General features: G+C 37.3%; 18 protein-coding genes. 12 read left to right on the top strand and 6 right to left on the bottom strand.

Features of this window, described 5'->3' with window-relative positions:
* Nucleotides 1–481: 481 nt before the first annotated feature.
* Both ACP6PK_RS17350 and ACP6PK_RS17355 read left to right on the top strand, forming a co-directional pair.
* Complete coding sequence (locus tag ACP6PK_RS17350; RefSeq protein WP_426561200.1) at nt 482–1,123, top strand: helix-turn-helix domain-containing protein; 642 nt, start codon at nt 482–484, stop codon at nt 1,121–1,123.
* 119 nt (nt 1,124–1,242) lie between these two features.
* The gene (locus ACP6PK_RS17355) at nt 1,243–1,596 is read left to right on the top strand and encodes an STAS domain-containing protein (RefSeq protein ID WP_426561202.1); all 354 of its coding nucleotides are present in this window, start codon (nt 1,243–1,245) and stop codon (nt 1,594–1,596) included.
* Nucleotides 1,597–2,557: 961 nt separating this feature from the next.
* On the opposite strand, the gene ACP6PK_RS17360 is transcribed toward ACP6PK_RS17355, so the two are convergent.
* Nucleotides 2,558–3,691, bottom strand: a complete 1,134-nt coding sequence (locus tag ACP6PK_RS17360; RefSeq protein WP_426561250.1) for a PP2C family protein-serine/threonine phosphatase — start codon at nt 3,689–3,691, stop codon at nt 2,558–2,560.
* Nucleotides 3,692–4,124: 433 nt separating this feature from the next.
* Between ACP6PK_RS17360 and ACP6PK_RS17365 the strand changes: the two genes are divergently transcribed.
* On the top strand, nt 4,125–4,616 hold the full coding sequence (locus ACP6PK_RS17365) for an ATP-binding protein (protein ID WP_426561204.1): 492 nt from the start codon (nt 4,125–4,127) through the stop codon (nt 4,614–4,616).
* Between the two features lie 132 nt (nt 4,617–4,748).
* Complete coding sequence (locus tag ACP6PK_RS17370; RefSeq protein ID WP_094671838.1) at nt 4,749–5,240, top strand: ATP-binding protein; 492 nt, start codon at nt 4,749–4,751, stop codon at nt 5,238–5,240.
* Between the two features lie 23 nt (nt 5,241–5,263).
* On the opposite strand, the gene ACP6PK_RS17375 is transcribed toward ACP6PK_RS17370, so the two are convergent.
* Entirely contained in the window at nt 5,264–6,034 is a 771-nt protein-coding gene (locus ACP6PK_RS17375; RefSeq protein ID WP_094672117.1) for a DUF1350 family protein, read from the bottom strand.
* 220 nt (nt 6,035–6,254) lie between these two features.
* Between ACP6PK_RS17375 and ACP6PK_RS17380 the strand changes: the two genes are divergently transcribed.
* Nucleotides 6,255–6,464 (top strand): hypothetical protein, encoded by a 210-nt coding sequence (locus tag ACP6PK_RS17380; protein WP_426561207.1) that lies wholly within the window; start codon nt 6,255–6,257, stop codon nt 6,462–6,464.
* An 856-nt stretch (nt 6,465–7,320) separates the two neighbouring features.
* Nucleotides 7,321–9,093 carry a gamma-glutamyltransferase gene (gene ggt / locus ACP6PK_RS17385; protein WP_426561209.1) on the top strand — a complete coding sequence of 591 codons (1,773 nt, stop codon included), beginning with the start codon at nt 7,321–7,323 and terminating at the stop codon, nt 9,091–9,093.
* 242 nt (nt 9,094–9,335) lie between these two features.
* On the opposite strand, the gene ACP6PK_RS17390 is transcribed toward ggt, so the two are convergent.
* The gene (locus ACP6PK_RS17390) at nt 9,336–10,079 is read right to left on the bottom strand and encodes a class I SAM-dependent methyltransferase (protein WP_426561211.1); all 744 of its coding nucleotides are present in this window, start codon (nt 10,077–10,079) and stop codon (nt 9,336–9,338) included.
* A gap of 186 nt (nt 10,080–10,265) precedes the next feature.
* Nucleotides 10,266–11,894 carry a DUF1254 domain-containing protein gene (locus ACP6PK_RS17395; protein ID WP_426561213.1) on the bottom strand — a complete coding sequence of 543 codons (1,629 nt, stop codon included), beginning with the start codon at nt 11,892–11,894 and terminating at the stop codon, nt 10,266–10,268.
* A gap of 331 nt (nt 11,895–12,225) precedes the next feature.
* Here ACP6PK_RS17395 and ACP6PK_RS17400 point away from each other — a divergent pair, with 331 nt between their 5' ends.
* From ACP6PK_RS17400 to ACP6PK_RS17410, 3 genes are all read left to right on the top strand, one after another.
* A complete protein-coding gene (locus ACP6PK_RS17400; protein WP_426561215.1) occupies nt 12,226–13,251 on the top strand; it encodes a helix-turn-helix domain-containing protein in 1,026 nt (341 codons plus the stop codon).
* 364 nt (nt 13,252–13,615) lie between these two features.
* Nucleotides 13,616–13,774 carry a hypothetical protein gene (locus ACP6PK_RS17405; protein ID WP_168186669.1) on the top strand — a complete coding sequence of 53 codons (159 nt, stop codon included), beginning with the start codon at nt 13,616–13,618 and terminating at the stop codon, nt 13,772–13,774.
* Nucleotides 13,775–13,911: 137 nt separating this feature from the next.
* Nucleotides 13,912–13,989, top strand: coding sequence for a DUF433 domain-containing protein (locus ACP6PK_RS17410; protein WP_426561252.1), 78 nt, complete (start codon nt 13,912–13,914; stop codon nt 13,987–13,989).
* 176 nt (nt 13,990–14,165) lie between these two features.
* Here ACP6PK_RS17410 and ACP6PK_RS17415 read toward each other — a convergent pair whose 3' ends face one another.
* Complete coding sequence (locus ACP6PK_RS17415) at nt 14,166–16,658, bottom strand: putative PEP-binding protein (RefSeq protein ID WP_426561217.1); 2,493 nt, start codon at nt 16,656–16,658, stop codon at nt 14,166–14,168.
* 536 nt (nt 16,659–17,194) lie between these two features.
* On the opposite strand from ACP6PK_RS17415, the gene ACP6PK_RS17420 reads away from it, so the two are divergent.
* Nucleotides 17,195–17,926: a ComF family protein gene (locus ACP6PK_RS17420; RefSeq protein ID WP_426561219.1), complete on the top strand. Its 732-nt coding sequence runs from the start codon at nt 17,195–17,197 to the stop codon at nt 17,924–17,926.
* 451 nt (nt 17,927–18,377) lie between these two features.
* The gene (locus ACP6PK_RS17425; protein ID WP_426561221.1) at nt 18,378–19,223 is read left to right on the top strand and encodes a CPBP family intramembrane glutamic endopeptidase; all 846 of its coding nucleotides are present in this window, start codon (nt 18,378–18,380) and stop codon (nt 19,221–19,223) included.
* A gap of 551 nt (nt 19,224–19,774) precedes the next feature.
* Here ACP6PK_RS17425 and bchH read toward each other — a convergent pair.
* A complete protein-coding gene (bchH, locus tag ACP6PK_RS17430; protein WP_426561223.1) occupies nt 19,775–23,563 on the bottom strand; it encodes a magnesium chelatase subunit H in 3,789 nt (1,262 codons plus the stop codon).
* A 469-nt stretch (nt 23,564–24,032) separates the two neighbouring features.
* Here bchH and ACP6PK_RS17435 point away from each other — a divergent pair, with 469 nt between their 5' ends.
* Nucleotides 24,033–26,336 carry a WD40 repeat domain-containing protein gene (locus ACP6PK_RS17435; RefSeq protein WP_426561225.1) on the top strand — a complete coding sequence of 768 codons (2,304 nt, stop codon included), beginning with the start codon at nt 24,033–24,035 and terminating at the stop codon, nt 26,334–26,336.
* Nucleotides 26,337–26,343: the final 7 nt, after the last annotated feature.

Below are 26,343 nucleotides of genomic sequence, written 5' to 3' on the forward strand. Positions count from 1 at the left end.
TTTTTTTTGTTTCTCCACGGTGAGTGAGAGGCTTTATACCTTTATTTTTCGGTAATTATAGTAAGTAATGAAGTCCGCAATTACGACTCATAAGATCAGGTAAAAGCGGAAACCTGTTATAGGTATTACGCAGGAAATACTGAAGACGCAAAATATAATTTTCCACTACCTTATATATATCCGAAAAGTGAGTAAAGTATTAATCTATCCAACCCTTTTTTTGTTGAGATTGTTTCAACCAATATTCGACCCAAGTTCTTAATTCATCAAGATTACTTAAAACAAATACCATTTCAGGGAATTAAGTCCGCAAAAGTAAAGCTAACATTAGGCAAATATAAATCAAAAACAATCCTCAAATTGTCTTGAGTAAATAAAAAATGGAATAAGTTAATGATTTTATACTACCAATACTTAGCAATTATGGTATATTCTAGACTAGAAAAAAAAACTTTTTTATTTTCCTTTAGTATCTGGCGAAATGAATAAATATTCTCCAAAAAACTACAACCCCCATTTACAAAACCTAATGCAAAACGCAAATATTTCCAGCTATAGGGAATTAAGTCAAAAAGCTGGAATTTCTGAGTTACAGCTTATGCGGTTGCAACGTGGCCTAGCATCACAAATGCGAGTAGATATTTTACTCAAAATTAGTCAAGCATTAGGAATAACTTTAACAGAACTATTAACTAATTTTGCACCTGAACTTATCAAAAAATCACCAGAAACTTCCACCTCAGCAGTAGAAAAAGAATATAACAATCTCCAGAAAGAATTAGAGCAACAAAAAAAATTGTTAATGCAAGAGTTTCAGCATTCTAGTTTACAAATTTTAGAATCTTGGCTACAACAATGGCCAACTGTTGTACATAAAGCTAAACAAAATCCTCGTCTAGGAGCAGTAAAAATATTGCCTTTGTTAAGTCCAGTAGAAAAATTGATGGAACACTGGAATGTGGAATCTATCGCTAATGTTGGAGCAGAAGTTCCTTTTGACCCCCAGTTCCATCAACTGATGGAGGGATCTGTGGAGAAAGGAGAAATGGTAAAAGTTCGTTATACTGGCTATAAGCAAGGGAATAAACTGCTATTCCGTGCTAAAGTTAGTCCTACAATTTAAATCAAAGAGCAGAGAAGCTCAAAATTAGGAATTGATTTGGACATACTTGGAGTTAATCTCAGTAATAAGCTATACTAGCCTAGGTTTCTTAATACTTAGAATTATAGCTTCTAGAAAATATGACCACTGTTGTTAAATATATTCAACCCTCTGGTATTTTAGACGGTACTAAAGCTACTTCATTTCGCCAAGAAATTAGTGAACAAGTAGATGCTGGAGCTGATATTGTTGTGATAGATTTTAAAGAAGTAACTTTTATGGATAGCTCCGGTTTAGGTGCTTTAGTATTAGCGCTTAAAACTGTTCGTGCTGCTGGATCTCAGTTAGTTGTATGTTCTATTAATGAACAAATTAGAATTCTGTTTGAACTAACAAGTATGGATCGAGTTTTTGAGATATTTACTAACCGAGAAGAGTTTCAAAAAGATCATTCTGAATCTAATAAAAATCTTCAAGCTCAAAGCAAATCGTAAAATTTATCAATCAGTATCTTAGATTTTCAAAAGTATGTAAGTAGTAGATTAAATCTTCCTCTATAAATCCGTCACTAATTCAAACAAAACCTGAAATATTTATGGGTAAAAAGGGGTGCATCTATGAAAAAGTGTACATCCCCAAAAAATTAATCAGGAAGAAATTTTTGATTTGAGATAAAATGCACTATCTAATTTGATGTATGGAAGAAAAAATCAAATCAAAACTTTGTAACTAACCTTCTACTTATCTGAAGTCTAAGATACTTTAGGTTAAATAATTTCTATGTTTGATTTGTAACTACTATCAAGATTAAAGCTATATAAGTTAAGTAATAACTTTGAGGCAATTCTAGCAAAGACTTAAATCTAGTCTAGATTAAGGTATTTAGCATTTAACTTGGATATAGTAGAAATTAAATTTTGGAATTAGTTAGGATAAATATAGCAACTAAAAATTACTATTATCTCAAGTTGCATTAATTAGCCATCAAACAAATTTTCTTTTCTCTCAAGATGAAATATTCTAAATTTGCCTTAAATATTTGGAGTAAAAGAAAAATTACCCATAGCTCTTAAATATAGAAGAGAAATAACAATTGTAGGAAAATAACTCTCATATTACTTAACTCAAACGTGTTCTGAAAATTGTTTTTACAGAATTGGGTTTAATATATTTAAACTTTCCTTTTTTAATTGTATATTTTATTTAATCTTAATCCTTAAATAACTTGAGGGTAAGCATTTCCTGCGGAATGCTGCGCAAACAGCTATTAGCGGTCAGCTAGCCTCCTGGATCATAACTGGGTTAATAGCAAATAATGGATAATTCTTTGCTATAAAGTTTAAGTTTTCCTCAGATCCAGGTCTTAGGCATTTTATAAATTTTTTTGCCTATCTACTTAAGTTAATAATTTATAGCTGACGGCTGAATACCGACACTTGAGGAGACATAAACAGCCTAACCAAAAACAACCTTTAGTAAAGAAAAATCATCACTAAAGACATTACTACCATTCAACTCTCTCACATAGTCTAAGACCTTATCTAGATGACAAAAACCATGTTGATTGTATTCTAAAATTAGATTAATAAAGTTATCTATACCCCAAATTCCACCTCCACGTTGAGGTATTTCATAAACACCATCACTAAATATGTAAAGGGAGTTAGACTTTTGAACTACACAAGAATCATCTATATAAGTAGCCTCTGGAAACATACCAATAGGCATTCCAGGAGTTTTCAATTTATTGGCCTGAGCGAGCTGACCATCACCTGAAATTAAAATAGCCGGGGGATGACCCGCACTTGCATAGACCAGTTGACCTTGAGAACGATTATAAACACCATACCAAATGGTAAAATATTTGTCATTTTGATAGGTCATCTGGTAAGTATTATTTAAAGCCCTAAGTACATCACTAGGTTGATGGTAATTTATATTAGGTATGGCCTTTGACCTTAACAAATTCAAAACTGAAACTGAAGGAAGTGCTGCCCGTAAACCATGGCCTGCGACATCCAACAAATATACAGCCAAGTAATTTTCATCTAACCAATAATAATCAAAGCAGTCTCCGCCTAACTTGCGAGAAGGAATAAATTGGGATTCAATTTTTACTGGTTCTATTAAAGATTCTGGTAAGAGAGAACACACATAGTCAGCAGCTTCAGCTAATTCTGCTTCTAGTAATTGCTTTTGAGTCTGTAAATCTTGAGAAAGCTGATGCAGTCGAAGTCCAGCTCGAACCCGAGCCTTCATTTCATTCATTTCTATGGGTTTAGAAATAAAGTCATCAGCACCAGCATCAAGACCTTTGACCCGATCTTGAACCGTTCCTAAAGAAGTTAACAAAATGAAGAAAGTAGTAGACAGATCGGGACTAGCTTTAACCCTACGGCATACTTCTATTCCCGTGAGTCGTGGCATGATCCAGTCACAGATAATCAAAGCAGGTTGCACGAGTTTTGCTTGTTCAAAACCTTCTTCACCATTACTTGCTACTGTCACCTCATAACCCTGTTTCCGCAGAACTCTTTTGAGTAATTCCTGAATGGCAGTATCATCATCAATAACCAAAACTTTATATATCATGGACTTAGTTAAACAATTCACCGTTTCGGCTAAATGCCGAGATAAAAGTGAGTAGACCATTAGGAGTTTTTGACTACTCCCCAGACTAAAGTCACAGGGATTAATTATTCTAGGGTTTTGGTGACCAAACTCCTACTAAATAAATGAATAGGGATAAATCAATGTTGGGACAGATATTCTAAGCTGACCACATAAATATTCTTTGAGGACAAGTCAAAATACCCATATGCAGTATGCTTAAGTATCAACCTAACTTTACTGATTATGTTGCCCCATTACAATCTGCATTTAGAGACCCATTATTACCTGTTATCATACAAACCAAGCTTTTAGGTAGTTTTAATTATTTATCATGAATTTTATACATATACTCCATAATATAACTTAAAATATACCTGAAATACTATACTAATTATTTAAGAAGCGAAGTGTGACTAACGTGAAAGGTTCTGATAAATTACCAAAATTTCGCAAAGCTTATTTGCAAGTTCATTCAGACCTGGCGGAAAATGACAAAGTTTTGTCATGGTTTGAGCAATTGCATCAAGCACCAATTCCAAAAACAATTTGGTTGCAGTGTGAGTTAGCTTTGGCTGAAGGTTTTACTAATGCAACTCGCCATGCCCATAAATACTTACCTACAGAAACACCTATAGACATTGAAGTTACAATGTATACTGACTGCCTAGAAATTAGAATTTGGGATTATGGTCAGCCCTTTGACTTTACAGAATGGTTAAAAGTACAACCAGAGCCAGATATGTTTGCTCCTGGTGGGCGAGGTATCAAACTGATGTATGCTATAGCAGACGATATTAGTTATACCCGTACATCTGATAATCGTAACTGTTTGTTAATTAAGAAAAATTATTGGTTGTATCCTCAAGTTCAAAATGACAATTCAGATTTTACCAAAATCTGAATTGTGATAGTGTTAAAGATATATATTTATATTTTTAGATATGAAGGTTTGGTTAGAAAATTTGCCTTATTGTGATTGACATATACTTTACAATATACCTGAAATATTATGTAATTACTTAAGAAGCTAAGTGTGACTAAAGTAAAAGATTCTGATAAATTACCAAAGTTTCATCAAGCTGATTTACAAGTTTGTTCAGACCTGGGAGAAAATGACAAAGTTTTATCATGGTTTGAGCAGTTGCACCAAGCACCAATTCCCAAAAAAGTTTGGTTAGAGTGTGAGCTTGCTTTAGCTGAAGCTTTTACTAATGCAACTCGTCATGCCCATAAATATTTACCTACAGAAACACTTATAGATATTGAAGTTAAAATCTATACTGACTACCTGGAAATTAGAATTTGGGATTATGGTCAGCCTTTTGACTTGCTCAAATGGCTAAAAGAGCAACCCACTCAAACAGATATCTTTGTTGGTGGTGGACGGGGTATAAAATTAATGTATGCTATAGCAGACAATATTAGTTATACCCGTACATCGGATAATCGTAACTGTTTGTTAATTGCTAAAAATTATTTGCCATATTCTCCAGAACAAAATAATACTTTTGATGCTAATATCTAAATCTGGAATTTATCAGGATGAGGCTATGATATTGGTGCTAGGGGGTTCAGCCAAAGTAGGATTTCACGTTTAAGTTTATTTAAGTCCCGATAAACCTCTTGTTTCAGCCATTGACCAACGGCGTCTACAGGGGTATATACTTTTCCTACAGACCAAGTTAAGTCCTGACCCAAAGGTGTTAAGTGGTTTCCGTTTAATCTCTGAACTGTAACCATACTGGGAAAACGCAGTCGTAATAGATCGCTCAAACGAAGGGTTTGATCTATATCATCATCATTAAATTTAATTAATAAATTGCGCCGAATTCGATAACGTTTTTGAATTAGGCTGTTTGTCATTTTTGGGGAGGGAGTAAACTCTACTTTCACTACAGAAGATATTTGTTCGACCAGGGGAATGGCATCACGAGCTGCAAAATTATTGAAAGATATCAGAATATTGCCAGCTCTTTCTATGGAAAATAAACTACCCATAAGTAAATGTAACTTACATCCCATACTATGTCCTATTCCATATATAGGTAAAGATTTTTTCCTGAGTCTTCTACTAGCATATAAATGATTAAGACAATTCTCAAAAGTGCTGAGAACATTTTTAGCCATTGCTAAATGGTCTAAAGTATTGACAAAAGGAGTAGCTATTACTGCATAGCCTTGATTTGCTAGAATCTCCAATAACCAACGATAAGTTACATGAGGTGCAGTTGCTACGAACGCTCCACCTAAAAAATGTATGACTGCTTTGGGGTGAGAAGGTATTAATACCCAATTACCAGAATTTTCTTGCCATTCCATAATTTAAAACTATAAAAGTTTTTTCTTGACAATTACAAGGTTTTGTGGTACTCAAGGAGTATTGTAAATTAAAATACAGTTTAAGAATTATTTTGTGTTTTAAAAAAGCCTAAATTTAGTCAATTAGTCACAAAAATCTAAAACAGTATTAGTTTTTAATAAAATTGTAATAGTCATAAATAAAATTTTAAGACATTTTTGTATATTTTGATAGATTTAATTGGTTGATAGACCACTTAATTTATATGAAGTCAGAAGTCGGAAGTCAGAAGTCGGAAGTCAAACTATTACTTTAATTATTTTGGTAGTCCGTCAAGACAGTGTGGGAAGTGTGGGAAGTGTGGGAAGTGTGGGAAGACTTCCGAAAGTAGGACTAATAATTGTACCTGTATCTTTTTTTGCTTGTCTGCCAGCCGTCCTAACTTTTTAGTCTTAAAGGCGGCTTTGTTGCATGAAAGTATATAGCTGCCAAACTTCCTTGTGGATATGTACTTCACTTCTGCGCTGAAACTCCTTTCAATAATGGATAATTGATAATGGATAATTGATAATTACCTCTCCCTAAAAACGGATAGGATTGAATAAAAGGAAGAATTTTTTTGTTTCTCCACGGGGAGTGAGAGGCTTTATACCTTTATTTTTCGGTAACTATTGGACAACAAATGAATAAAACATCAATATAAAACATGAAAAGGCTGAAACTTTTACCTATAAAGGTTTTGAGATTTAATCAGCCTACCCTAACTATTGGACAATAGATGAATAAAACATCAATAATTCCAAAAGAGAGCAATATAGCTGCCGCAGTTGTTCCGCATTTGATATGGGAACCAAAGCGGAATGGATGTTCTATCGGCTAACTAATTAAAAGTCGCGGTTGCGCGACCTAACTATTTTGGTAAATTTAGGAATAATACCAATTCCCATGCATTAACGCTATACTTGGATAACACTTCAGTTATTAAGTAATTACCTTAGTTTAATTACTTTTTTATTAGTTTTAGTTGATTTAGCATCAATTATTCCTTTGTTTTACTTCTCCCCTACTCCCTTACTCCCCTACTCCCCTACTTCAATCAAATGTATAAAAGTTTTTGAGAAATGGTATAATATTATGTCCGCTGGTATCGTTTGTTTAAAAGTTGGGGAAATATTTACCTTATGTAAGCTTTTTCTTCTTTCTTCTTCCTTCTTTCTTCTTCCTTCTTCCTTAGCTTCTCTATACAATACCGATGCTACCGGACATGATATAAAGAATAATTATTATTAATCCCAGTAGTTGCTAAATGCCTCAGATTCGATTTCCTAAGACTAAAAGCCAAATACTAATATTTAGTTGTATGGCTGTTTCTATATCACTGTTTGGCTGTACTTCCAACTCTTCAAAATCTTTACCTCTAGCAGAATTAAAACGGAGTCAAGAAGGTATAGTAGTTTCTGCTCATCCCCTAGCTAGTGAAGCAGGAAAGTTAATGCTAGAAAAAGGGGGTAATGCGGTAGATGCAGCGGTTGCTACGGCTTTTGCCATTTCAGTAGTAGAGCCATTTTCGGCAGGTATTGGAGGTGGAGGTTTTTTACTATTGGGAACTCCTCCAGAAAATTCTGAGACTCAACAGTATAAAATTCGAGCGCTAGACTTTCGGGAAAGAGCGCCTAAAGCAGCAACTCGAAATATGTACCTTAATGAAAAGGGAGAAGTAGATAAAAGAGCAAGTTTAGATGGACATTTAGCAGTGGGAGTTCCGGGAACTGTGGCAGGATTGTATAATGTTCATAAATACTATGGTAAGTTGTCCTGGTCAGAATTGCTCAAACCAGCTATTCGTTATGCTCGTGATGGGTTTGAGGTGAGCGATATCTTCGTTAGTAAACTGGAAGAGGAGTTAGAAGTAATTAATAGAAACCCGGCAGCTAGGGATATATTTACTAAAGATGGTCAAGCATATCAACCGGGAGATTTACTGATTCAAACTGATAAAGCTGAAACCTTGGAAACTATTGCTAAAAATCCTCAAAGCTTTTATACGGGTAAAATTGCTGAGGCGCTCGCTACTGATATGGCTCAAGAGGGAGGTCTAATTACTTTAGAAGATTTAAAAGATTATACACCAATATGGCGTGAACCTATTTGTGGCAAGTTTCGGCAAGCGAAAGTTTGTGCTATGCCGCCACCATCTTCTGGAGGAGTACATCTACTGCAAATATTAAATATTGTGGGAGAGACTAACTTACAAAAGTGGGGTAGAGAAAATCCTGATACTATTCATTTATTGACTGAAGCAATGCGGGTTGCTTATGCCGATCGCTCTAAATATTTGGGAGACCCAGATTTTGTGGAAGTGCCAGTTAAGGAATTGACTAGCTTGAGTTATGCGCAAAAACGACGTGAGGAAATTAATCTTGAAAAAGTCAGACGTTCGAGTGAAGTAAAACCAGCATCACCAGAAGTTTTAAGGAGTCATATTTGGGAATCTCCCGATACTACTCATTTGACTGTCGTGGATGCAGAACGAAATGTTATTAGTATGACATATACAATTAATGGTAGTTTTGGTGCTGGAGTGGTAACTGCTGGAACAGGAATATTGTTAAATAATGAGATGGATGATTTTGCTGTTGCTCCTGGGGTGCCAAATTTGTATGGTTTGGTGGGGGGTGAGGCGAATGCTATAGCTCCGAGAAAAACTCCTTTGTCTAGTATGACTCCTACTATTGTTACGGAGAATGGCAGGTTAATTATGGCGACTGGTGCTCCTGGAGGAAGTACAATTATTACGACGGTTTTGCAGGTTGTCTTGAATGTGTTGGAGTATCAAATGAATGCTGCGGAAGCTGTATCTGCTCCACGTTTTCATCATCAATGGTTGCCAGATAAATTGATGTTGGAAACAGGGGGGTTTAGTGAGGTAACTGTGAATGAGTTGAAACAGCGCGGACATGATGTGGTAATGCGACGTGGTTGGGGTAACGCAAATGTAATTGTGGTGGATGAGGATGGAATCTTGGAAGGAGCGGCAGATCCTCGTGGGGAAGGAAAAGCGATGGGGAGTGGAAAGTAGGAGACGGTTTTGATACAATCTGAAATAACTTTTATAGCTACTCAATAGAGTTGTTGGGAATTAAGCTAAAAAAATGGCTTAAACCCTTATCAGTCAAAGTTTATATTTTTTTAGGCTCTAAATTTCTTAAAGCTTACTATATAAAGCTTTTGAGTATTGTTCAATTTTTATTTTCCAACAACTCTAATATTAAACTTGTATCGATAAGCATCTCTCCGTGCTGGAGAGACGACAGACAACATTTACCTTTGGAAAACGTAAAACTTATTGGATGTATCAACCCCTAGAGACTTAAACCCAACTTCAGTAAATGAATTTATCATTTCTATTTCATCGAAAACGACTAACTTTACAAATTGACGTGCAAGTATTTTTTCCTCATTGGAAAATGTATACCACTTTGTCATATAGTCACCTGAATGGTTGATTTCTTGAGAGTAAGTAATATCTTCTGATATTGCTTTTGAATAATTCTTGTGTTCTCCCTGAATTGAAATAATTAGTAATCCATCGTCTTCTAAGAGATTGTAGAGTTTACGCAGTAGGCTAAGATGATCTAACTTATCATCGCAGTAACTATATAATCGATACTGCCCGCTATCTTGGTGTGAAATACAGATAGTACCACCACTAGAAATGATAGATTGGAAAGATTCATTTTCTGGATAGTCTCTAATGTCTAAATTTAATAACTTGACATTGTAATCTGATAACCTACGCCGAGCTTTGACAAGCATTTCTTCAGAAAAGTCTACCCCTACGATATCGTAATCCTGAACTTTCAGCATTTGTTCAGTAAGTAAACCAGTTCCGACACCCACATCCAGGATTTTTGTTCGGGTTTCTAAGATAAGTGCCAGTGAGTTAACAAAGGCTTGATAATCGTAATAGCCTGCTTCCATCAATAAATCATAAAATTGAGCAAGTTCTATGTACTCATTCTGCTTTCTAATAGTAGCTGAAGACGCTTGATCTATAATTGACATATTTTTGTTAGTCCTAGTTTGTCAGGTTTATTCTTCCGAGTAATTAGGGTGAGCATTGCTCACCCAATTGAGTCACTCAATCCGCCCCATCGAGACTAAATTCATTAACTACTTAGGCATTCGATCCGGCTGTTGGATGACCTGGGTTTTTCCTACCTCATGGGTAAGTCCTGTGAATAGCGATCGCTATTTGGTTGAATAACGTTTCTCAACCTGCTGAATGATTGTGTCCCAAAAATCTTCTTGAGCTACATCTTCAACAGCTTGGGCAGACAAAGCATCACCATCAGGACCTAACTTAGTCAAAGCGGGTGGTTCCCACCACTGTGACAACGCTGGGTATCCCGGTAAGTACAGACGCATGAACATCAAGAAATTGCCTTCAGGCGCGGGTAGCCAGTTGGGGCACTCGTCTCCACTGGGGTCTTCATCCTTACTGGGACACTTGCTTGGACGATCGTGCTGGATGGAAATGGTGAGACTGCCATCTTCAGCAGTATTCATGCCACTTCGGTCTCCCACTGAGAATCGATCGATTTCGTTACTCACTAGGTTGTATTGGGAGTTGTACATGGTGATCGACCAAAACTCATTGACTTCAGGTAGCTCACCCTCCTCAAACCGAAGCTGGTAAAGGTTTTCCCCTGACAGGCGATTGCCATCCCCATCCAACGATATATTCATATAGATTGCCTCGATCGGGTCATGGGCAACTAAACCAGTCTGAGCTTGGATTGCACGAACCAACCATTCGTGACTTGCTGAAGGGCGACCAATTTCCGGAGGCGGATAGTTCCACCCATTAACCTGTTTCTGGGCATACCCTGTAGCGAAGGCATCATCGATAATCCGAAGTCCATCAGTGCTGGCACGTTCAAGACCGCGCTTGATGCTATCGCTTTGCAGATCAACATCTAAATTTGGTCCAATACCGATCTCTGCAAACAATCTAAGTAAGCTGTTATCGTCAGGATCGGGTGGATTCTCGCCCATGGCGTGGTTAATATTCTTCCAATATGCAAGGGGATCGTCAGAGGGTGGATAATTGCCAGAGGCTTCATACAGGTAAGGTTTCCAAAGTTCAGGGCCTGATGGTATTACATCAAAATCGGGGAACTGGGATAGCGGTGTTAGCTTATAACCCTTCTGAATTTCGTATATCTCCTCTAGGTCTCCCGAGTCCCGCTCCGTGTCGGTCACCAAAGTTCGCCCTGCGATATATCCCCAAGGGGTACTGGAAGAGCCTTCAATCCTCTTCACACCTTCAGGCAGTTCACCTTCCCAATTGGGGCCAATCAGCGCATAGTTACCGGCTTCTAGCCCAGTAGCCCGCTTACCCACATAGGCAAAGTTGTCTCCCCTGTAATCAGTCAACTCCATTGAGTAGTAGCGATCCATCTCAGGTACTTTAAGGATAAGCGGCTCATCTCCAAGGTATATAACTGCGTGAGAATATATGGTGTCGTTGTTGGGGCCACCACCTGCGGTATGAGTATCGTCCCGGAGTTTCTTGTAGTGAAAAAACTTGTTAACTTCACCCTCTTCTCCTCTCTCCCCGTTTGTGTCTTTCAAGCGAGTCCAGTAAGCAACTGGCATATAAGCCCAAGGATACGCATAGATAAATGCTTGTACACCGAGGGTGTAGGCATATTCTTCTTCCCAATCAAAACCTGATTCGGCTGCCAGTACGGGGGGTGTCACAGCACTTAGCAAAAAGGCAATGGCGATCGCAAACGCCACAACTCCTTTCAAAGTCCGGTTCAAAAGACCGTTAAAAAACATTGATAAAACCTCATAAAAAGGGTTAACACGCATCTCAGGCTACATTCCAAAACACAATCTGGCCTTGGGATGTTATGTAGAGTCCCGATCGCTAGATTGGAACCCTATCACCTGGACTGAATTGGACTTCTTTGAATTTGTTAATCGAAAATCGAATTAGGATATCTCATACCCACTCTGTAGCACAACAGAGTAATCCAAAGACCTCAAAGTTACTTTAGTGGTAATCTATCTCTGTGGATAATCAAAAATTGAAACTTTCTCAGATATAGAAATTAAATAACTAAGCTTGAGTTTGCATTAACTTTACTTATATCTGGTTGGATTATTTTTTTGATGGAGTGGTGTAAAAGTAAGTTGATTGATGAATACAAACAATAGTAAAATTGCCCAAGCTCAAGATGCTCCTGGAATAGGCAATCCTAAGATTGTCTGCAAATCTTTTACAGATGTGGATTGTTTCAAAGAGTTTTTTGCTCATCACAAGGCCGAAGTCATACAACTCACTTCTGGTTATTTTCAAGCTGAGATTTTGTCAATTCAGTTTGGTGACATATATTTCGTATATAATCAGGCGAACCTAGGGCTTAAATTATGCGCCGGTCCTATAAACAACTATATAAATTTTTCGATAATTTGGTCTGAGAATGAAAAGGAATATTCCTCTTTCCGTTACCGTATTGAGCCTGAAAGGACTATTTTTAGTTTTAATGGTAGGGGAGGAGACTTCATAAGTTCTCACGGTGGAGCATTGACACAAATTTTAATACCTATTAAAACTTTTCATACTTATGCAGACCAACTACAACGCCACGATCTAGACGATAATTTCCGGAGTAAAAATCATGTGAATTTGCCTTTAACTGGGATGAAAGAAATTAAAGATTATCTGAAACAACTTTTTTGGTTAGCAGTACACAAACCGACTTGGTTTCAAAACCCTCACATTGAGAAACTGGTTGCTGATGATTTCGTTCCTTTGTTGATTAGTCAGATTCCCATTAAGTTAAATTCCAAGTCTTTCCTCAAACCTTCCCGAAGAGCAAAGTTGATTGCCCAAGCAGAGCAAAAAATGTTAGCACACTTGGAAAAACCTCTGACTTTAAAACAACTAGCTGAAAATTTAGGGTGTAGCAGTCGTGCGTTATCTTTTGGTTTTCAGGACTTATTTGGCGTGAGTCCGATGCGTTATCTCAAGGTGCAACGACTTAATGCAGTGCGACAACGCCTGAAAGCAAGGGAACCCGAAAATTGTACGATCGCCATCCTCGCTAGTGAATTTGGGTTTTACAGTCCATGTCATTTTACTAGCGATTACAAAGCTATGTTTGGGGAGTTGCCTTCAGAAACTTTGCGAAAGACTGCAAAAGCTCACGGGGAGAAAAGCTAGCTAGGGTTTGCTGAAAAAAGCAGGGTGTGGGAAGTGTGGGAAATGTGGGAAATGTGGGAAGAAAGATAAATTAAAATAGTTAGAAAATCATTGAATTTGTGTAAAATAAAATTCTCCTAATCTGTCAAATAAATATGTCATGTTAGAAGATTTTACATATTTAAAAAACAGGATATTTTGGCTTTTCTAAACTATGCTGCTGAACGGGAAAAATAAACTTTACAGCGTTTTTCAGATGGATAAACTACATCGTCATAACCAAAACCCCTTACGGGGCGATTCACTTGCTCGCCCCTACTGTGGTGTACTCAAATGAAAACCGCTGTAATAGTACCTAAATGAAACTTTTATTCCACCATAGTTGATGTTGGGTTTCGTTACCTCAACCCAACCTACTAATACTGTTGTAGTTTTCATTATTAATTATCCATTATTGAGTCGAGCTGCTGCTAAAATCAAACATTGTTCAGCACGAGCGAGCGATCGCTTTGAAGGAGTCACCCTCAAGAAAAAGAGAAATTAAAATAGTTAGAAAATCCTTGAATTTGTGTAAAATAAAATTCTCCTAATCTGTCAAATAAATATGTCATCTTAGAACAAAATATTATTACTATTGAACCAGGAAAACGTAGTGGAAAACCTTGTGTTAGAGCTATAATAATAACTGTTTATGATGTACTTCCCGATCTAGCTACAGGAAAGACTTATGAAGAATTATTAGCAGATTTTCCCTATTGAAACAACAGGATATTTTGGCTTATCTAAACTATGCTGCTGAACGATAAAAACAAATTTTAATAGTACCCAAATAAAACTATTATTCGACCATAGTTGATGTGGAATTTCGTTACCTCAACCCAATCTACGAATCCTGTTGTAGTTTTCATTATCCATTATCCATTATCCATTATCCATTATCCATTATTGAGTCGAGCTGCTTCTAATATTAAACGTTGTTCGGCACGAGCGATCGCTTGATAAGTCTGCTCAACAGCGTTCACATTAACAGAAATGGAAGTAATACCCCACCGAATTAAATCATCTATTATTTCTGGGTATAAAGCAGGAGCATCACCACAAATAGAACAAGGAATACCAGCAGTTTTAGCCTGAGAAATTAATTGGTTAATTGCTCTCATTACTGCTGGATGACGAGCATCAAAAGCATTTTTTATTTCTGCTTTTTCTCGGTCTATACCTAACAATAATTGTGTTAAATCATTAGTACCAATAGCAATACCTTGTACGCCTGCTTTCACATATTCAGGTAATAAGAATAAAACTGATGGTACTTCTGCCATAATCCAAATTTGAAAATTATTTGGTTGATCCTGCCATTTGCTTTCAATTCGACTCCAACAAAATTTAAATTCTTCTACAGAACGTACAAAAGGCAAGATTAAATGAACGTTACTATAACCTAATTTATGTACTTCAGATAAGATATTTATTTCTAAATCTAGTAAACTTGGTTCTAACATATAACTAAATGTGCCATGTTGTCCTAATATGGGATTATAATAATTAGTTTGAGAGGAAAAATTTAAGTCTTGAGCTAGATTTTGAGAATGAATATTTTGACTAGAATGATTGCTTTGATTGCTAGGATAATTTAGAGATAATTGTTCTGGTTTTTCAGTAAATTGTTTTTCTTGATAACTAGAATTAAATAATCCCAAATCAAGAGAACGATAAAAGACTGGTTTAGGAGCAAAAGCAGCAGCAAATTGAGTTAGATTCTGTAACATTAAATCTATTAATTCTGATTGACGACCTTGTTGTATCCACCATAAAGGATGACGATTTTCTAACAGTTCAATTGCCATTAATTCCGAGCGTAATAATCCTACTCCATCTATGGGTAAATCTTTAACTTTTTGAATAGAATTAATTTGACTGATATTTACAAATAATTTAGTGCCAATGGGAAAGAAGTTTTGAGAATGAAGAGAATTTTCTGTTACTTCTATATCCAGTGTTTGATGATTATTTTTCTGTTCTTTAACTAGATGTACTTCTCCATTGTTTCCATTAACTAATAAATAGTTACCTGTTTTAATTATCTGAGTACAATTGGTAGCTCCGACAATAGCAGGAATCCCAATTTCTCTAGCTAAAATTGCAGCATGGCTTGTGATACCACCTTGTTCAGAAATAATTCCAGCAGAATTTTTTAGTAATGGCAAATAACTAGGAATAACTGCCGATACAACTAAAATTGATCCTTCAGGAAATTCTTTTAATTGTGGAGTAAAACCCTGAATAACTATAGCTTTAGCTGTTACTTTTCCTGCTGATGCTGCTATACCTGTAATGATAGGAACATTGCTATTTTCAATAGATTGTTTTTTTTCTTCTGTTGTCGAACTAGATGAATTTTCTAAATCTTGATAGTCTTTTTGAAGTTTCTTAAAATCGGTGATTAATAGTTGAGGTTCAGCATCATCCCCACTTTTAAATAAACTCCATTTCAAACAAAAATAATTCGGGAAATTATTGGTTATTTCCTGAGTTAATTCCAGTAATAATTGTAGGTGGTTATCTGCTAAAGTAAATTCTTTTTGTACATCTTCTGGCAAGAAAAAAGCTTGCAGTGCTGGTAAAGTGTCAGGAATAGGCATTTGAGTATGATAAACTTCTTGCCATGTATTGGTATAGCTTACTTTTGTAGCTGAATCAAGGTTATAAGCTATAATTTTATTCCCTAATTTTTTATCTTGTATGGTGTAATTTTCAGGAGAAATTTGATAAGAGTCGGGAATAATTTGCCCCAGCTCAATAGATATTCCTAAACCATGAGTTGCTTGAATTTCCCAACTATCTGCAAAAGCTTGAATAGTTCCTGAAGCGATCGCTGACTGTAAAGGTTGTACTAAAACTACTGGTTGAAGTTGTTGAATATCAACTTGGTGACTATGCCAATATAATAAACTTTTAGCTTTAAATATTTCTGCCCATACTTGTTTAATTCCTTGGGTAAATTGTTCTGATTTAGCTTGACAAATTGTTGGTTCTAATATCCCAAAATTTTCCAGGTTAGGAGAAGCTAAATAAGGCTGAAAAATTAATGCTTCAGTATTAAGATTATTAATTGCAGATTCCAAATATGAGACTAACTCGGATGGTAAATCAGTATAGACGATATAGTAGTTGATTGATTGAGAAATCTGTTGTAATTGTTGATAGTCATTAATATTAAAATGTAAAGAAGAATGAGGGAAATCAGATAATAAAGGGTCTGACCAATCAATATATTGTAAAAATTGCCAAAAGCTATTTGCTGGAATGACAAAACCGGGGTTAATTGGATAACCTTTCTCCATGAGATTAGCTAAATAAAAAGCTTTTTCTCCCACTGTCTCCCGGTCTGATGATTCAAGTTGATTTAGCCAGTAAAACTTATACACGAAACTCTTACTTTGCTCACGTCATTTTAGTTATCAGTTAGCCTCCTGCGGAGGAACTTCCTTAACAGTACCTCTATTTGTACTCAGAGGCTTGAAATACTGAAGTTTACTTTTTCATCCCCTTTTAAGGGGATGCTTGAGACCTTATTTTTTGGCTTAACTCTGATTTTATCAGTAAATAGTCTCCTCATGCTATACTAATTTGATAAAATATTGCTAAAGTTATCGAATAGAGGAAAAAAATAGGGAAATATCAGTATATTAAAAAGCTGAATTTTTCAAATTTATATGTGTAATAAAGTTTGGGGTTATCCCATTTTCATAACATATTGCTACAGTGTTTTTCTCTGCTGGTAGGAATTTAGAGATGAAGACTGTAATGACCTTTTTTCAATTTGGTCGTAAAGGCAAAAATTACGAATTCATAAATAACTACTTTTTTAAATTTAGTTTTAAACAAAAAGCATTTTTTGATCAGATAAAAATAAGGTAATATTTAAGAATGAGAAACTGACAACTGTTAACTGATAACTGAAATGAAAATCATTAAATTTATCTGGAAAAAAATCCTTAAACCATTTCTAAATATATTTCTTAAGCCCAACTGTCCTCTTTGTCAGCGATCGGCAGACAGAGAGTTTTGTCAATATTGCGAAAAACAAGTTTGGCGCTGTCAGTTTCCTGGTGGGGGAGAAATATTTCCTGGAGAAGTACCTGTATTTATTTGGGGTCAATATAAAGATAGTCTCAAACGAGCGATCGCTGCCATGAAATATAAAGATAACCCACAAATAGCAAAACCTCTGGGGTATTGGTTGGCAGATGGGTGGTTAGCTTCACAAGTAGCAACCCTTGACAAAGTAGTGGTTGTACCCATTCCCATGCACAAAAAAAAGCAGAGGGAACGAGGTTTTAATCAGGCGGAACTATTGGCCAATAGTTTTTGTGAAGCAACAGGTTTGCAGATACGACGAAATGGTTTAGCAAGGGTGAAGCAAACCCAGGCGTTATATGGTTTGTCTCGTGGGGAGAGGTTGGAGACAGTTAAGGATGCTTTTGTTGTGGGGAAAGACTTGCGTAACCGTCGCCCCCGTGCTTCAGTTTTGTTGGTGGATGATATTTATACAACTGGTGCAACGGTGAATTCTGCCATAGAGGTTTTGCAGAAAGGAGGTATTAGGGTAGTGGGAGTATTGGCGATCGCGACTACGAAAAAACCTCGTGGGAAGAAACCACGGTTAAAAAGTCAGAAGCTGTTCAATAATTAATAATTAACAATTAATAATTAATAGACCTCTCCGATCATCAAAAATTCAATCAATTATCGCGTATAAATCATCAATTATTTCGCCCTACTCCCTACTCCCTCTTTTCCGGAGATTATTAATAATTTCCTCTTCTTTTTAAGAAGAGGATTTTTTTATCCTTGAAAGGATAAACTTTAAACCTTAATTTTTACGCAAAAAATCAAGTTTTCAACAGATAAATGAGACAAAAAAATGGGGTATGTTTATAATATTTTATGGCTGTATATATTATTTTTATTTTTTCAATCAAGATGATTTAAAGTAAGGATATGAATGTTTTTATTAGAAGAATATTTTGAAAATGTTATGGTTAAATTATTTTTTTATAAAGCCCTGAATATTTTCAAAATTTAAAGAATGTTAGAATAACATTTATTGGATTGGTATTGCTCAAACTACTAATAGAAAATTTATGAATTCAACAAACTTGGTTTTTTTCTTGATTTGGGGTTTGTCTGGAGTATTTTTCTTTTTTGCCTTCTTGATTATTTGGCAAAAACGTCGTTATGAAATCCAACCTTACTTTAACTATGGATTATTAACTGGAGGTATTCTTTTCAGTATGCAACTGTTGTCTATTTTATTAGATATCGATCTAAAAAGCTTATCATTAGCCAAAGTTTTTGGAATTATGATTCGGCTATTAATTGATTCTTTTAAAATGATGATTTTTACAACAGTTGGAATCGACTATGCTGCCAAACTTGCCTATCCACTCTCTTTACAAAATCATGTTTCTACAAGGAAAGTTAAAGACCATTTACTGAAACTTTCCCAATTTATAATTCCTACTTTGGCTGTTACAGCATTGTCCATATTATACTCTATTATTTTATTTAAGTTTACTAACCCTGAACTTGCCTCCTCAATGAGGAGATTATTTGATGGCAACATGACTATAGAGAATTATTCTGCTGCTAATTTTGTATTTTTCCTCGTTGCTGCCTTTAGTGAAGAAATTATTTATCGCTTAGGAATACAAAACTATTTAGCAATACATCTAAACTGGCGACATTCTCGCTACTGGTTAGCAATTTTAGTGACTTCAATACTTTGGACTATTGGACATACAGGTACTCTTAATCCCAACTGGGTAAAGTTTGCTCAAATTTTTCCAATTGGTTTATTATTAGGTTGGCTTTTTCGTAAATACGGTATTATAAGTTGCATTCTAGCTCACGGTTTATTTAACGTAATTATACCATTGTTATTAGTTATAGAAAATTATACTATTGATACCATTGTTTTTAATTATTAAGGAATAGAATTGTCGGTTTGGTTGAGGTAACAAAACCTAATATTTATATGGTATTTTTTATAAAACTTATAGCGGTTTTCAGAAAGGTAGACTACAAAACTTCTTACTTCTTCCTTCTTCCTTTAAACTCAAATCTCTGTACTCTAAAAAACATGAAAACTGCTATAATTTTGAATAAATGACTAAAGCTGAATTAAAAGCTTACGTTTGAGAACACCGAGACGATATCGAACCAATTCGGTTTCTTTTTCGTATTCCACCGGGAGTGCAAGTTAAACGATCTCCTCCTGTTTGTACAGAAGAAGGTGTACCAATTCGAGAAAATATCCGCATTATGGAAGAGGCAATTCAGGAGAGGGTGGCGCGAGAGAATAGTTAGAGCGATCGCTTTTGTAGGTTGGGTTGTTTCGCTAACGCGACATATAACGCGCTAGCGTTGCGTAGCAAGGAACGTAGCTTGCTTCTCCGCAGGAGTAACCCAACACTATCTTGGTTGGTCAACAATATCTTGGTTTGTTGGGTTAAGCGACAGCGCAACCCAACCTACTTACTTAACCCAACCTACTCACACCCTCTATTTCCTCATCCGCTACCTCATACAACTGCCGCAACTTCTGCAACTTCTCCTCATCCGCTTGCCATAAACCGCGTCCGTTTGCCTCCAACATCCGCCCAATAATATTCCGAAACGCTTCCGGGTTTGCCTCCCGTAACTTCTGCGCCATCTCTGCATCCAAAGCATAAGTTTCGGCAGCACCGTCATAAACCCAATTATCAGCAAAATTAGCGGTACCGCCCCAACCTATCAACGCGGTCATCCGTTGGGAAATCTCGTAAGCTCCTCCACTACCTTGATTTGCCATTGCTTCTGCCCATTTTGGATTCAATAATTTTGTGCGATATTCCATCCGCAACAAATCTTCCAATTTTCGGGGAGTGGTATCCTTGGAGAAACTTTCGACAAAACTCGCACTTACTTTTTTACCCCGTTTTTTCTCTGCTGCCAACTTCAACCCACCAGTATTCGCATAATATTCCTGAATATCTGTCAAACCATATTCCACCGAATCAATTTCTTGGACAATGCGATCGCAACCTTTCAACAATTCTTGCAAAACTTCTGGTCTTGCCTCACCTTTATCCTGACGACCGTAACTAAAGACATTTCGCCCTTGCCAAGTATCGCCTAACTCATCCCCTGACTCCCAGTTTCCATCCACAACTCGGTCATTTACCAACGAACCAAAATCACCAGCAGGATTAGAAAATAACCGCGCTGAAATATTTTCTACTCCCTGCGCTTGCAATACTAAAGCGTGTTTGCGGATAAAATTCTGTTCTACGGGTTCGTCTGCTGTTGCTGCTCGTTGGAATAGATCGTCTAATAATTCAATAATATTGACAAAACTATCCCGGAAAATTCCTGATAAATTTCCTAAAATATCTATGCGGGGATGACCGACTTCAGCTAAAGTCTTTAATTCATAACGAACGATACGACCCGTACCTTCTTTGACTGGTTCAGCTCCTACTAATTCTAATAAAATTCCGATTGATTCGCCACGAGTTTTAATAGCATCTAATCCCCATAACATTACTGCCACAGTTTCAGGATAATTATCATTTTCTTCGAGATGTTGAGTAATAATTTTTCGAGCAATTTCTCGCCCTCTTTCATAAGCAGCAGGAGAAGGCATTCGATAGGGATCTAAAGCATGAATATTTCGTCCGGTCGGCAAAACTCCCGCACCATCTCGTAATAAATCTCCTCCTGGAGCAGCCGGAATATATTCTCCATTTAATCCCCGTAAAAGATTAGTCAATTCATCAGTATTTTGCATCAACAAATCCCGAACATTTACCACACTTTCTTTAACCTGATCATCCGCATATCCTTGCCCAAAATCCGAGTCTATCTCTCCGATTTCTTCCCCAAAATAAGCCTCCAAATAAGACTTTAATTCCTCCTCGTTAGGCACTTCTCCCAAAGTATGCAAACCAGAAGAAAATAATCTTTGTTCTACAACCTGCAAATATTCGTAAATTTCGAAAAAATAAGGATTAACCACATCTGCACTAAACATTCGCGCATTTTCCGCAGTAAATTCAATTCCTAATTTTTTGCCATACTCAAACGGACAATCTGAATTTAAACCAGTATCAAAAATCTTCTTAAAAATTGGTTCCCGTAACCCCGAATTTTTCTGAGGATCTTCTCTATATTCAGAAATTAACTCTCGTAAACTCACCAATTCTTTATACAAACCTGCCCGACTGTATGGAGGAATATTATGGGAAATTAAAACGCCATAACCCCGACGTTTTGCCAACATAGATTCTGAAGGATTATTAGCAGCATATATATATAGATGTGGCATATTTCCTAACAGAATATCTGACCAAGAATAGCCAGTATTTCCCAAGGGTGAACCGGGCAACCATTCCACAGTTCCGTGCATTCCAAAGTGAACAATTGCATCAGCTTTAAATTCATTTTGGAGCCATTTATAAAAAGCAGCATATTGGGGATGGGGTGTTAAATCTCTTTCAAACATTAAGCGCATGGGGTCACCAGAAATTCCCAGTGGAGGTTGTACTCCTATCCAAACATTTCCTAATTGAATTCCGCCAATATGGAATTTTTCACCATCGGTTTTTATGCCTGTGCGGGTGAGATTTCCCCATTGTTTTTCCATGCGAGTTGTTGATAGATATCCTAACCATTTTTCGAGACTTTTAATATCAACTTTAGATAAGTCTGGTTTTTGTATTGCCTCATCTGCTTCTTTAATTTGACGAATAAGTTGTTCCCCATCTTCTGGAATTTCCCCAACGTTGTAACCTTCCTCTTTCAGAGCGTGGAGAAATTTTAGGAGCGATCGCGGCACATTTAATAAAGCTGCTGTACCTGTGGCGCCATAACCGGGAGGAAAACCATAGAGAATAACAGCAATTTTTCTTTCTGCGGGGGGTGTCTGACGCAGTTTTATCCAATTTTTGACTCTACCTGTTAGACGTTTTACCCGCTCCGGAATTAAATAAATATCTTCTCCCACTAAACCACCCAAGGGAACAGGATCGATCGCTCCATCTAATTCTGGCAGTGCATATAAAACAACACTTTGCAAACCGCCCACACCTTGGCGCGTCCAAGAATGAATATCTTGAATAAGTAAAGGTGCTGCTACAAAATAGGGAACATTTTTGGCAGTGAGAATACGTTGAGAAACTTCCACCTGTCGTCCTGCTTCCATGGAACCCGCAGGACCCCCAACTAACGGAAAACCAATAGTAGAAACGACTGCATCAACTTCCACTGCTTCGGGAGATAGGGGAAGTATTGGTTTAACAGAATCTAACTTTTGACTTTTGACTTTTGACTTGAAATCTAGTGAGGGCGAATGCCATTCGCCCCTACCTCTGTGGTTTTCAAGGTTAATTTGCGTAAGTCCTGTTTCAGGAGAATCATACTTTTGACTTTCATAACTGCTCGTCATCCAATCTCTGACAGCAACATGACCTTCGACTCCGTTAATAAATACAGGTAGAGGAGTTAAACCTGCTGCTTCAAATTTGCGGATAAGTTGAGGAATGTAGGGTTGTTTAGTAATGACGTGCTTGCGGTAAAGCAAAATGCCAACAACTGGAGTCGGGGAAGTTGGTTTCTGTTGGCGATACCATTCCAGATATTTTTTGGGAGACTCAAAATAACCTTGGTAGTCTGGATGCAGTAAACCCATATTGGGAGTTTCCACTGGTGGAGGTATTTCCCCGACTTTTAAGTCTAAATATTTTTCTGCCAACACCCAAGACATAGCAGCAACGTTTTCTGTACCGCCTGCATTCCAATAACCGTAAATTATCAACCAGTTGCGGAGGTCTTGCACTTTTTTCACTGGTACAAACTTGAGTAATTTCGGACCTGTTTTCAGGAAACTGATATAACCTGCGAGTTTGTCTTCCTCTCTCCCACTGGAAAATTTACTGAGAATAAATTTGACTGGTTTTGGCATTCCTTTCGGTTGGTCGCCGATCACAAATTTTCCCAATTTTGTTAATGCCATCAATTCTAATGCTGACTCAAAAACGAGACGGATGGGAATATGTTCTACTCTTTCGCGCAACCATAAAACTTGGTCGTAGTCAAAAAGGAGACTACCGAAAAACACATCAGCATTTTCCAGAGCAGTCGCAACAGTTTCCGGTTCTTGGGAAAGAGCGCGATCGCTAAATACTTGGATATCTAAATCTGGACATCGGGAAGTTGCCATTTGAGCAGCTTGGCGATATAGTCCAGTATTAAAAGATTCAAAACCTGCGATTAAGACAATACGTTTCATGGCCTAATTTTTATAAAAGTTACTATACTATTAGGGTAGCGAAAAAAGACTAATTATTGTCACAGCAATCCTAAATAGGTTGTAAGATTTCATCGTAGGGGTTTAGAGACTAAACCCAAGGAAAATGAGATTTGGAGACCAAACCCCTACACTTTTTCTCTCAAGTCATTTAGGATTAGTATATAATTGCTATATTATTTCTATTAGTAATGGTTTTTTTTCGGCCTTTAACAATATTATCAAGCGTAAATATAAGATAATGATTACTATTAATTTAAAACCCGAAATTGAAGCTAAGATAGGTCATATTTGAAAATTATAATCTTTAAGTTATATCTTATACTATATTACTACAATACTAAATAGAGTTTAGAACTGTAGAAAGACAATTGTCAAAATCAAATTTTTCAGAAGTAAATTTCTAAATCCTAAAATTAGCTTTGCTGCGTTAACTACTAAAAAATTGATTATGAATAAAATTAGAGAAAGTATCGAGCGCCAACAAAAACAACAACAGCACCGACAGCAAATAACCCTTTTAGGGATGGGAGCTACCTTGGTTATAGTTTCTGGGGCAGGTATGTTAACAGAGATTCAAAGACTTAGGACTCTTCTTGGTGAGAACAATGCTGAGATCAAACCTAACATTGCTAACTTAGAAACTCTCTTTGAGCAAAGGTTAGAGACACAGTTAGATGCCATCAAATGTGGGGAAAAATTAGAGGAGTTGCCAAATATTGGCCAACTCAAACCTGATATTCTCTTGAAAACAACAGGAATATTGGCAAAAATGACCGACTGGCAGAAGTCTAACATGATGGTAAGGCGTCCCCAGAATAGCTACTTACGGCACACTCTCCGCATGAGAAAGTATCCCCAGGATAAGGTCAATGCTGTAGCTTTTAGCCCCGATGGAAAATTGATTGCTTCTTCAATTGGCACCCAAGTGAAACTGTGGAAACCAGATGGCACTCTGGTGAACACCTTAGAAGGGCATCAGGATGTAGTCTGGGATGTGGCCTTTAGCCCCAATGGAGAGTTGATTGTTACTGCAAGTGAAGACAAGACAGTAAAACTGTGGAAACCAAATGGCACTCTGGTGAAAACCTTAGAAGCGCATCAAGGTTCGGTCAGGAATGTAGCCTTTAGCCCTGATGGAGAATTGATTGCTACTGCTAGTGCTGACAAGACAGTGAAACTGTGGAAACCAGACGGCACTCTGATGAACACCCTAGAAGGACATGAAGGTTCGATCGGTGCTATAGCCTTCAGCCCGGATGGAGAATTGATTGCTTCTTCAATTGGCACCCAAGTGAAACTGTGGAAACCAGACGGTACCCTGGTGGCAACCCTAGAAGAGCATGATTCTCAAGTCATAGCTGTAGCCTTTAGCCCTGATGGAAACTTGATTGCTTCTGTTGTTGATTATGGTGGCACAACAAAACTGTGGAAAACAGACGGCACTCTAGTCAACAACCTAGAGGAGATGGGTTGGCTAGCTATAGCCTTTAGCCCCGATGGAGAATTGATTGCTTCTTCAATTGGCACCCAAGTGAAACTGTGGAAACCAGACGGTACTCTGGTGAACACCTTAGAAGGGCATCATTCGTTTTGGGCGGATGGAGTCTTTGGTTCATATTTCAATGCTGTAGCTTTTAGCCCCGATGGAGAGTTAATTGCTTCTTCAATTGGCACTAAAGTCAAACTGTGGAAACCAGACGGCACTCTGGTGAACACCCTAGAAGAGTATGATCGTGGGATTAACAGTGCAGCATTTAGCCCCGATGGAGAGTTAATTGCTACTGCTAGTAATGATAAGACAGTGAAATTGTGGAAACCAGATGGTACACTGCTGACAACTCTAGAAGGGCATCAGGATTGGGTCATCAGTGCGGAATTTAATCCCGATGGAGAGTTAATTGCTACTGCTAGTGCTGACAAGACAGTGAAATTGTGGAAACCAGATGGTACACTGCTGACAACTCTAGAAGGACTGGAACATGGGGTCATCCGTGCAGAATTTAGTCCTAATGGAGAGTTAATTGCTACTGTTAGTTATGACGGCACAGTCAAACTGTGGAAACCAGATGGTACACTGCTGACAAATCTAGAAGGGCATCAAGGTTCGATCAATGCTGTAGCTTTTAGCCCCGATGGAGAATTGATTGCTACTGCTAGTTATGACGGCACAGTCAAACTGTGGAAACCAGACGGCGCTCTGGTGAACACCCTAGAAGTGCATGATGATGGGGTCACGAATGTAGCCTTTAGCCCCGATGGAGAGTTGATTGCTACTGTAAGTGAAGACCAGATAGTCAAACTGTGGAAACCAGACGGTACACTGCTGACAACTCTAGAAGGGCATCAGGATTGGGTCATCAGTGTAGAATTTAGTCCCGATGGAGAATTGATTGCTATTGCTAGTTATGACGGCACAGTCAAACTGTGGAAAGCAGACGGTACACTGCTGACAACTCTAGAAGGGCATCAAGCTTCGGTCTGGGATGTAGTCTTTAGCCCCGATGGAGAATTGATTGCTACTGCAAGTGAAGACAAGACAGTCAAGCTGTGGAAACCAGACGGTACACTGGTGACAACTCTAGAAGGGCATCAGGATTGGGTCATCAGTGCAGAATTTAATCCCGATGGAGAGTTAATTGCTACTGCTAGTTATGACGGCACAGTTAAACTCTGGAAACTAGACGGCACACTGCTGAAAACCCTAGAGGGACATCAGGATTGGATCGATAGTGTAGAATCTAGCCAAAATTAGAGAAAGT

It is taken from the genome of Dapis hubbardiae BLCC-M172 (genome assembly GCF_050016015.1).
In the GTDB taxonomy this organism is placed as follows: Bacteria; Cyanobacteriota; Cyanobacteriia; order Cyanobacteriales; family Microcoleaceae; genus Trichodesmium.

Excerpts from the sequence above, each read along its gene's own strand:
- bchH (WP_426561223.1), bottom strand. The coding sequence starts at position 23,563 with ATGAAACGTATTGTCTTAATCGCAGGTTTTGAATCTTTTAATACTGGA.
- ACP6PK_RS17350 (WP_426561200.1), top strand. The coding sequence starts at position 482 with ATGAATAAATATTCTCCAAAAAACTACAACCCCCATTTACAAAACCTA.
- ACP6PK_RS17390 (WP_426561211.1), bottom strand. The coding sequence starts at position 10,079 with ATGTCAATTATAGATCAAGCGTCTTCAGCTACTATTAGAAAGCAGAAT.
- ggt (WP_426561209.1), top strand. The coding sequence starts at position 7,321 with ATGCCTCAGATTCGATTTCCTAAGACTAAAAGCCAAATACTAATATTT.
- ACP6PK_RS17405 (WP_168186669.1), top strand. The coding sequence starts at position 13,616 with ATGTTGGGTTTCGTTACCTCAACCCAACCTACTAATACTGTTGTAGTT.
- ACP6PK_RS17375 (WP_094672117.1), bottom strand. The coding sequence starts at position 6,034 with ATGGAATGGCAAGAAAATTCTGGTAATTGGGTATTAATACCTTCTCAC.
- ACP6PK_RS17425 (WP_426561221.1), top strand. The coding sequence starts at position 18,378 with ATGAATTCAACAAACTTGGTTTTTTTCTTGATTTGGGGTTTGTCTGGA.
- ACP6PK_RS17400 (WP_426561215.1), top strand. The coding sequence starts at position 12,226 with ATGAATACAAACAATAGTAAAATTGCCCAAGCTCAAGATGCTCCTGGA.
- ACP6PK_RS17395 (WP_426561213.1), bottom strand. The coding sequence starts at position 11,894 with ATGCGTGTTAACCCTTTTTATGAGGTTTTATCAATGTTTTTTAACGGT.
- ACP6PK_RS17420 (WP_426561219.1), top strand. The coding sequence starts at position 17,195 with ATGAAAATCATTAAATTTATCTGGAAAAAAATCCTTAAACCATTTCTA.
- ACP6PK_RS17355 (WP_426561202.1), top strand. The coding sequence starts at position 1,243 with ATGACCACTGTTGTTAAATATATTCAACCCTCTGGTATTTTAGACGGT.
- ACP6PK_RS17435 (WP_426561225.1), top strand. The coding sequence starts at position 24,033 with ATGAATAAAATTAGAGAAAGTATCGAGCGCCAACAAAAACAACAACAG.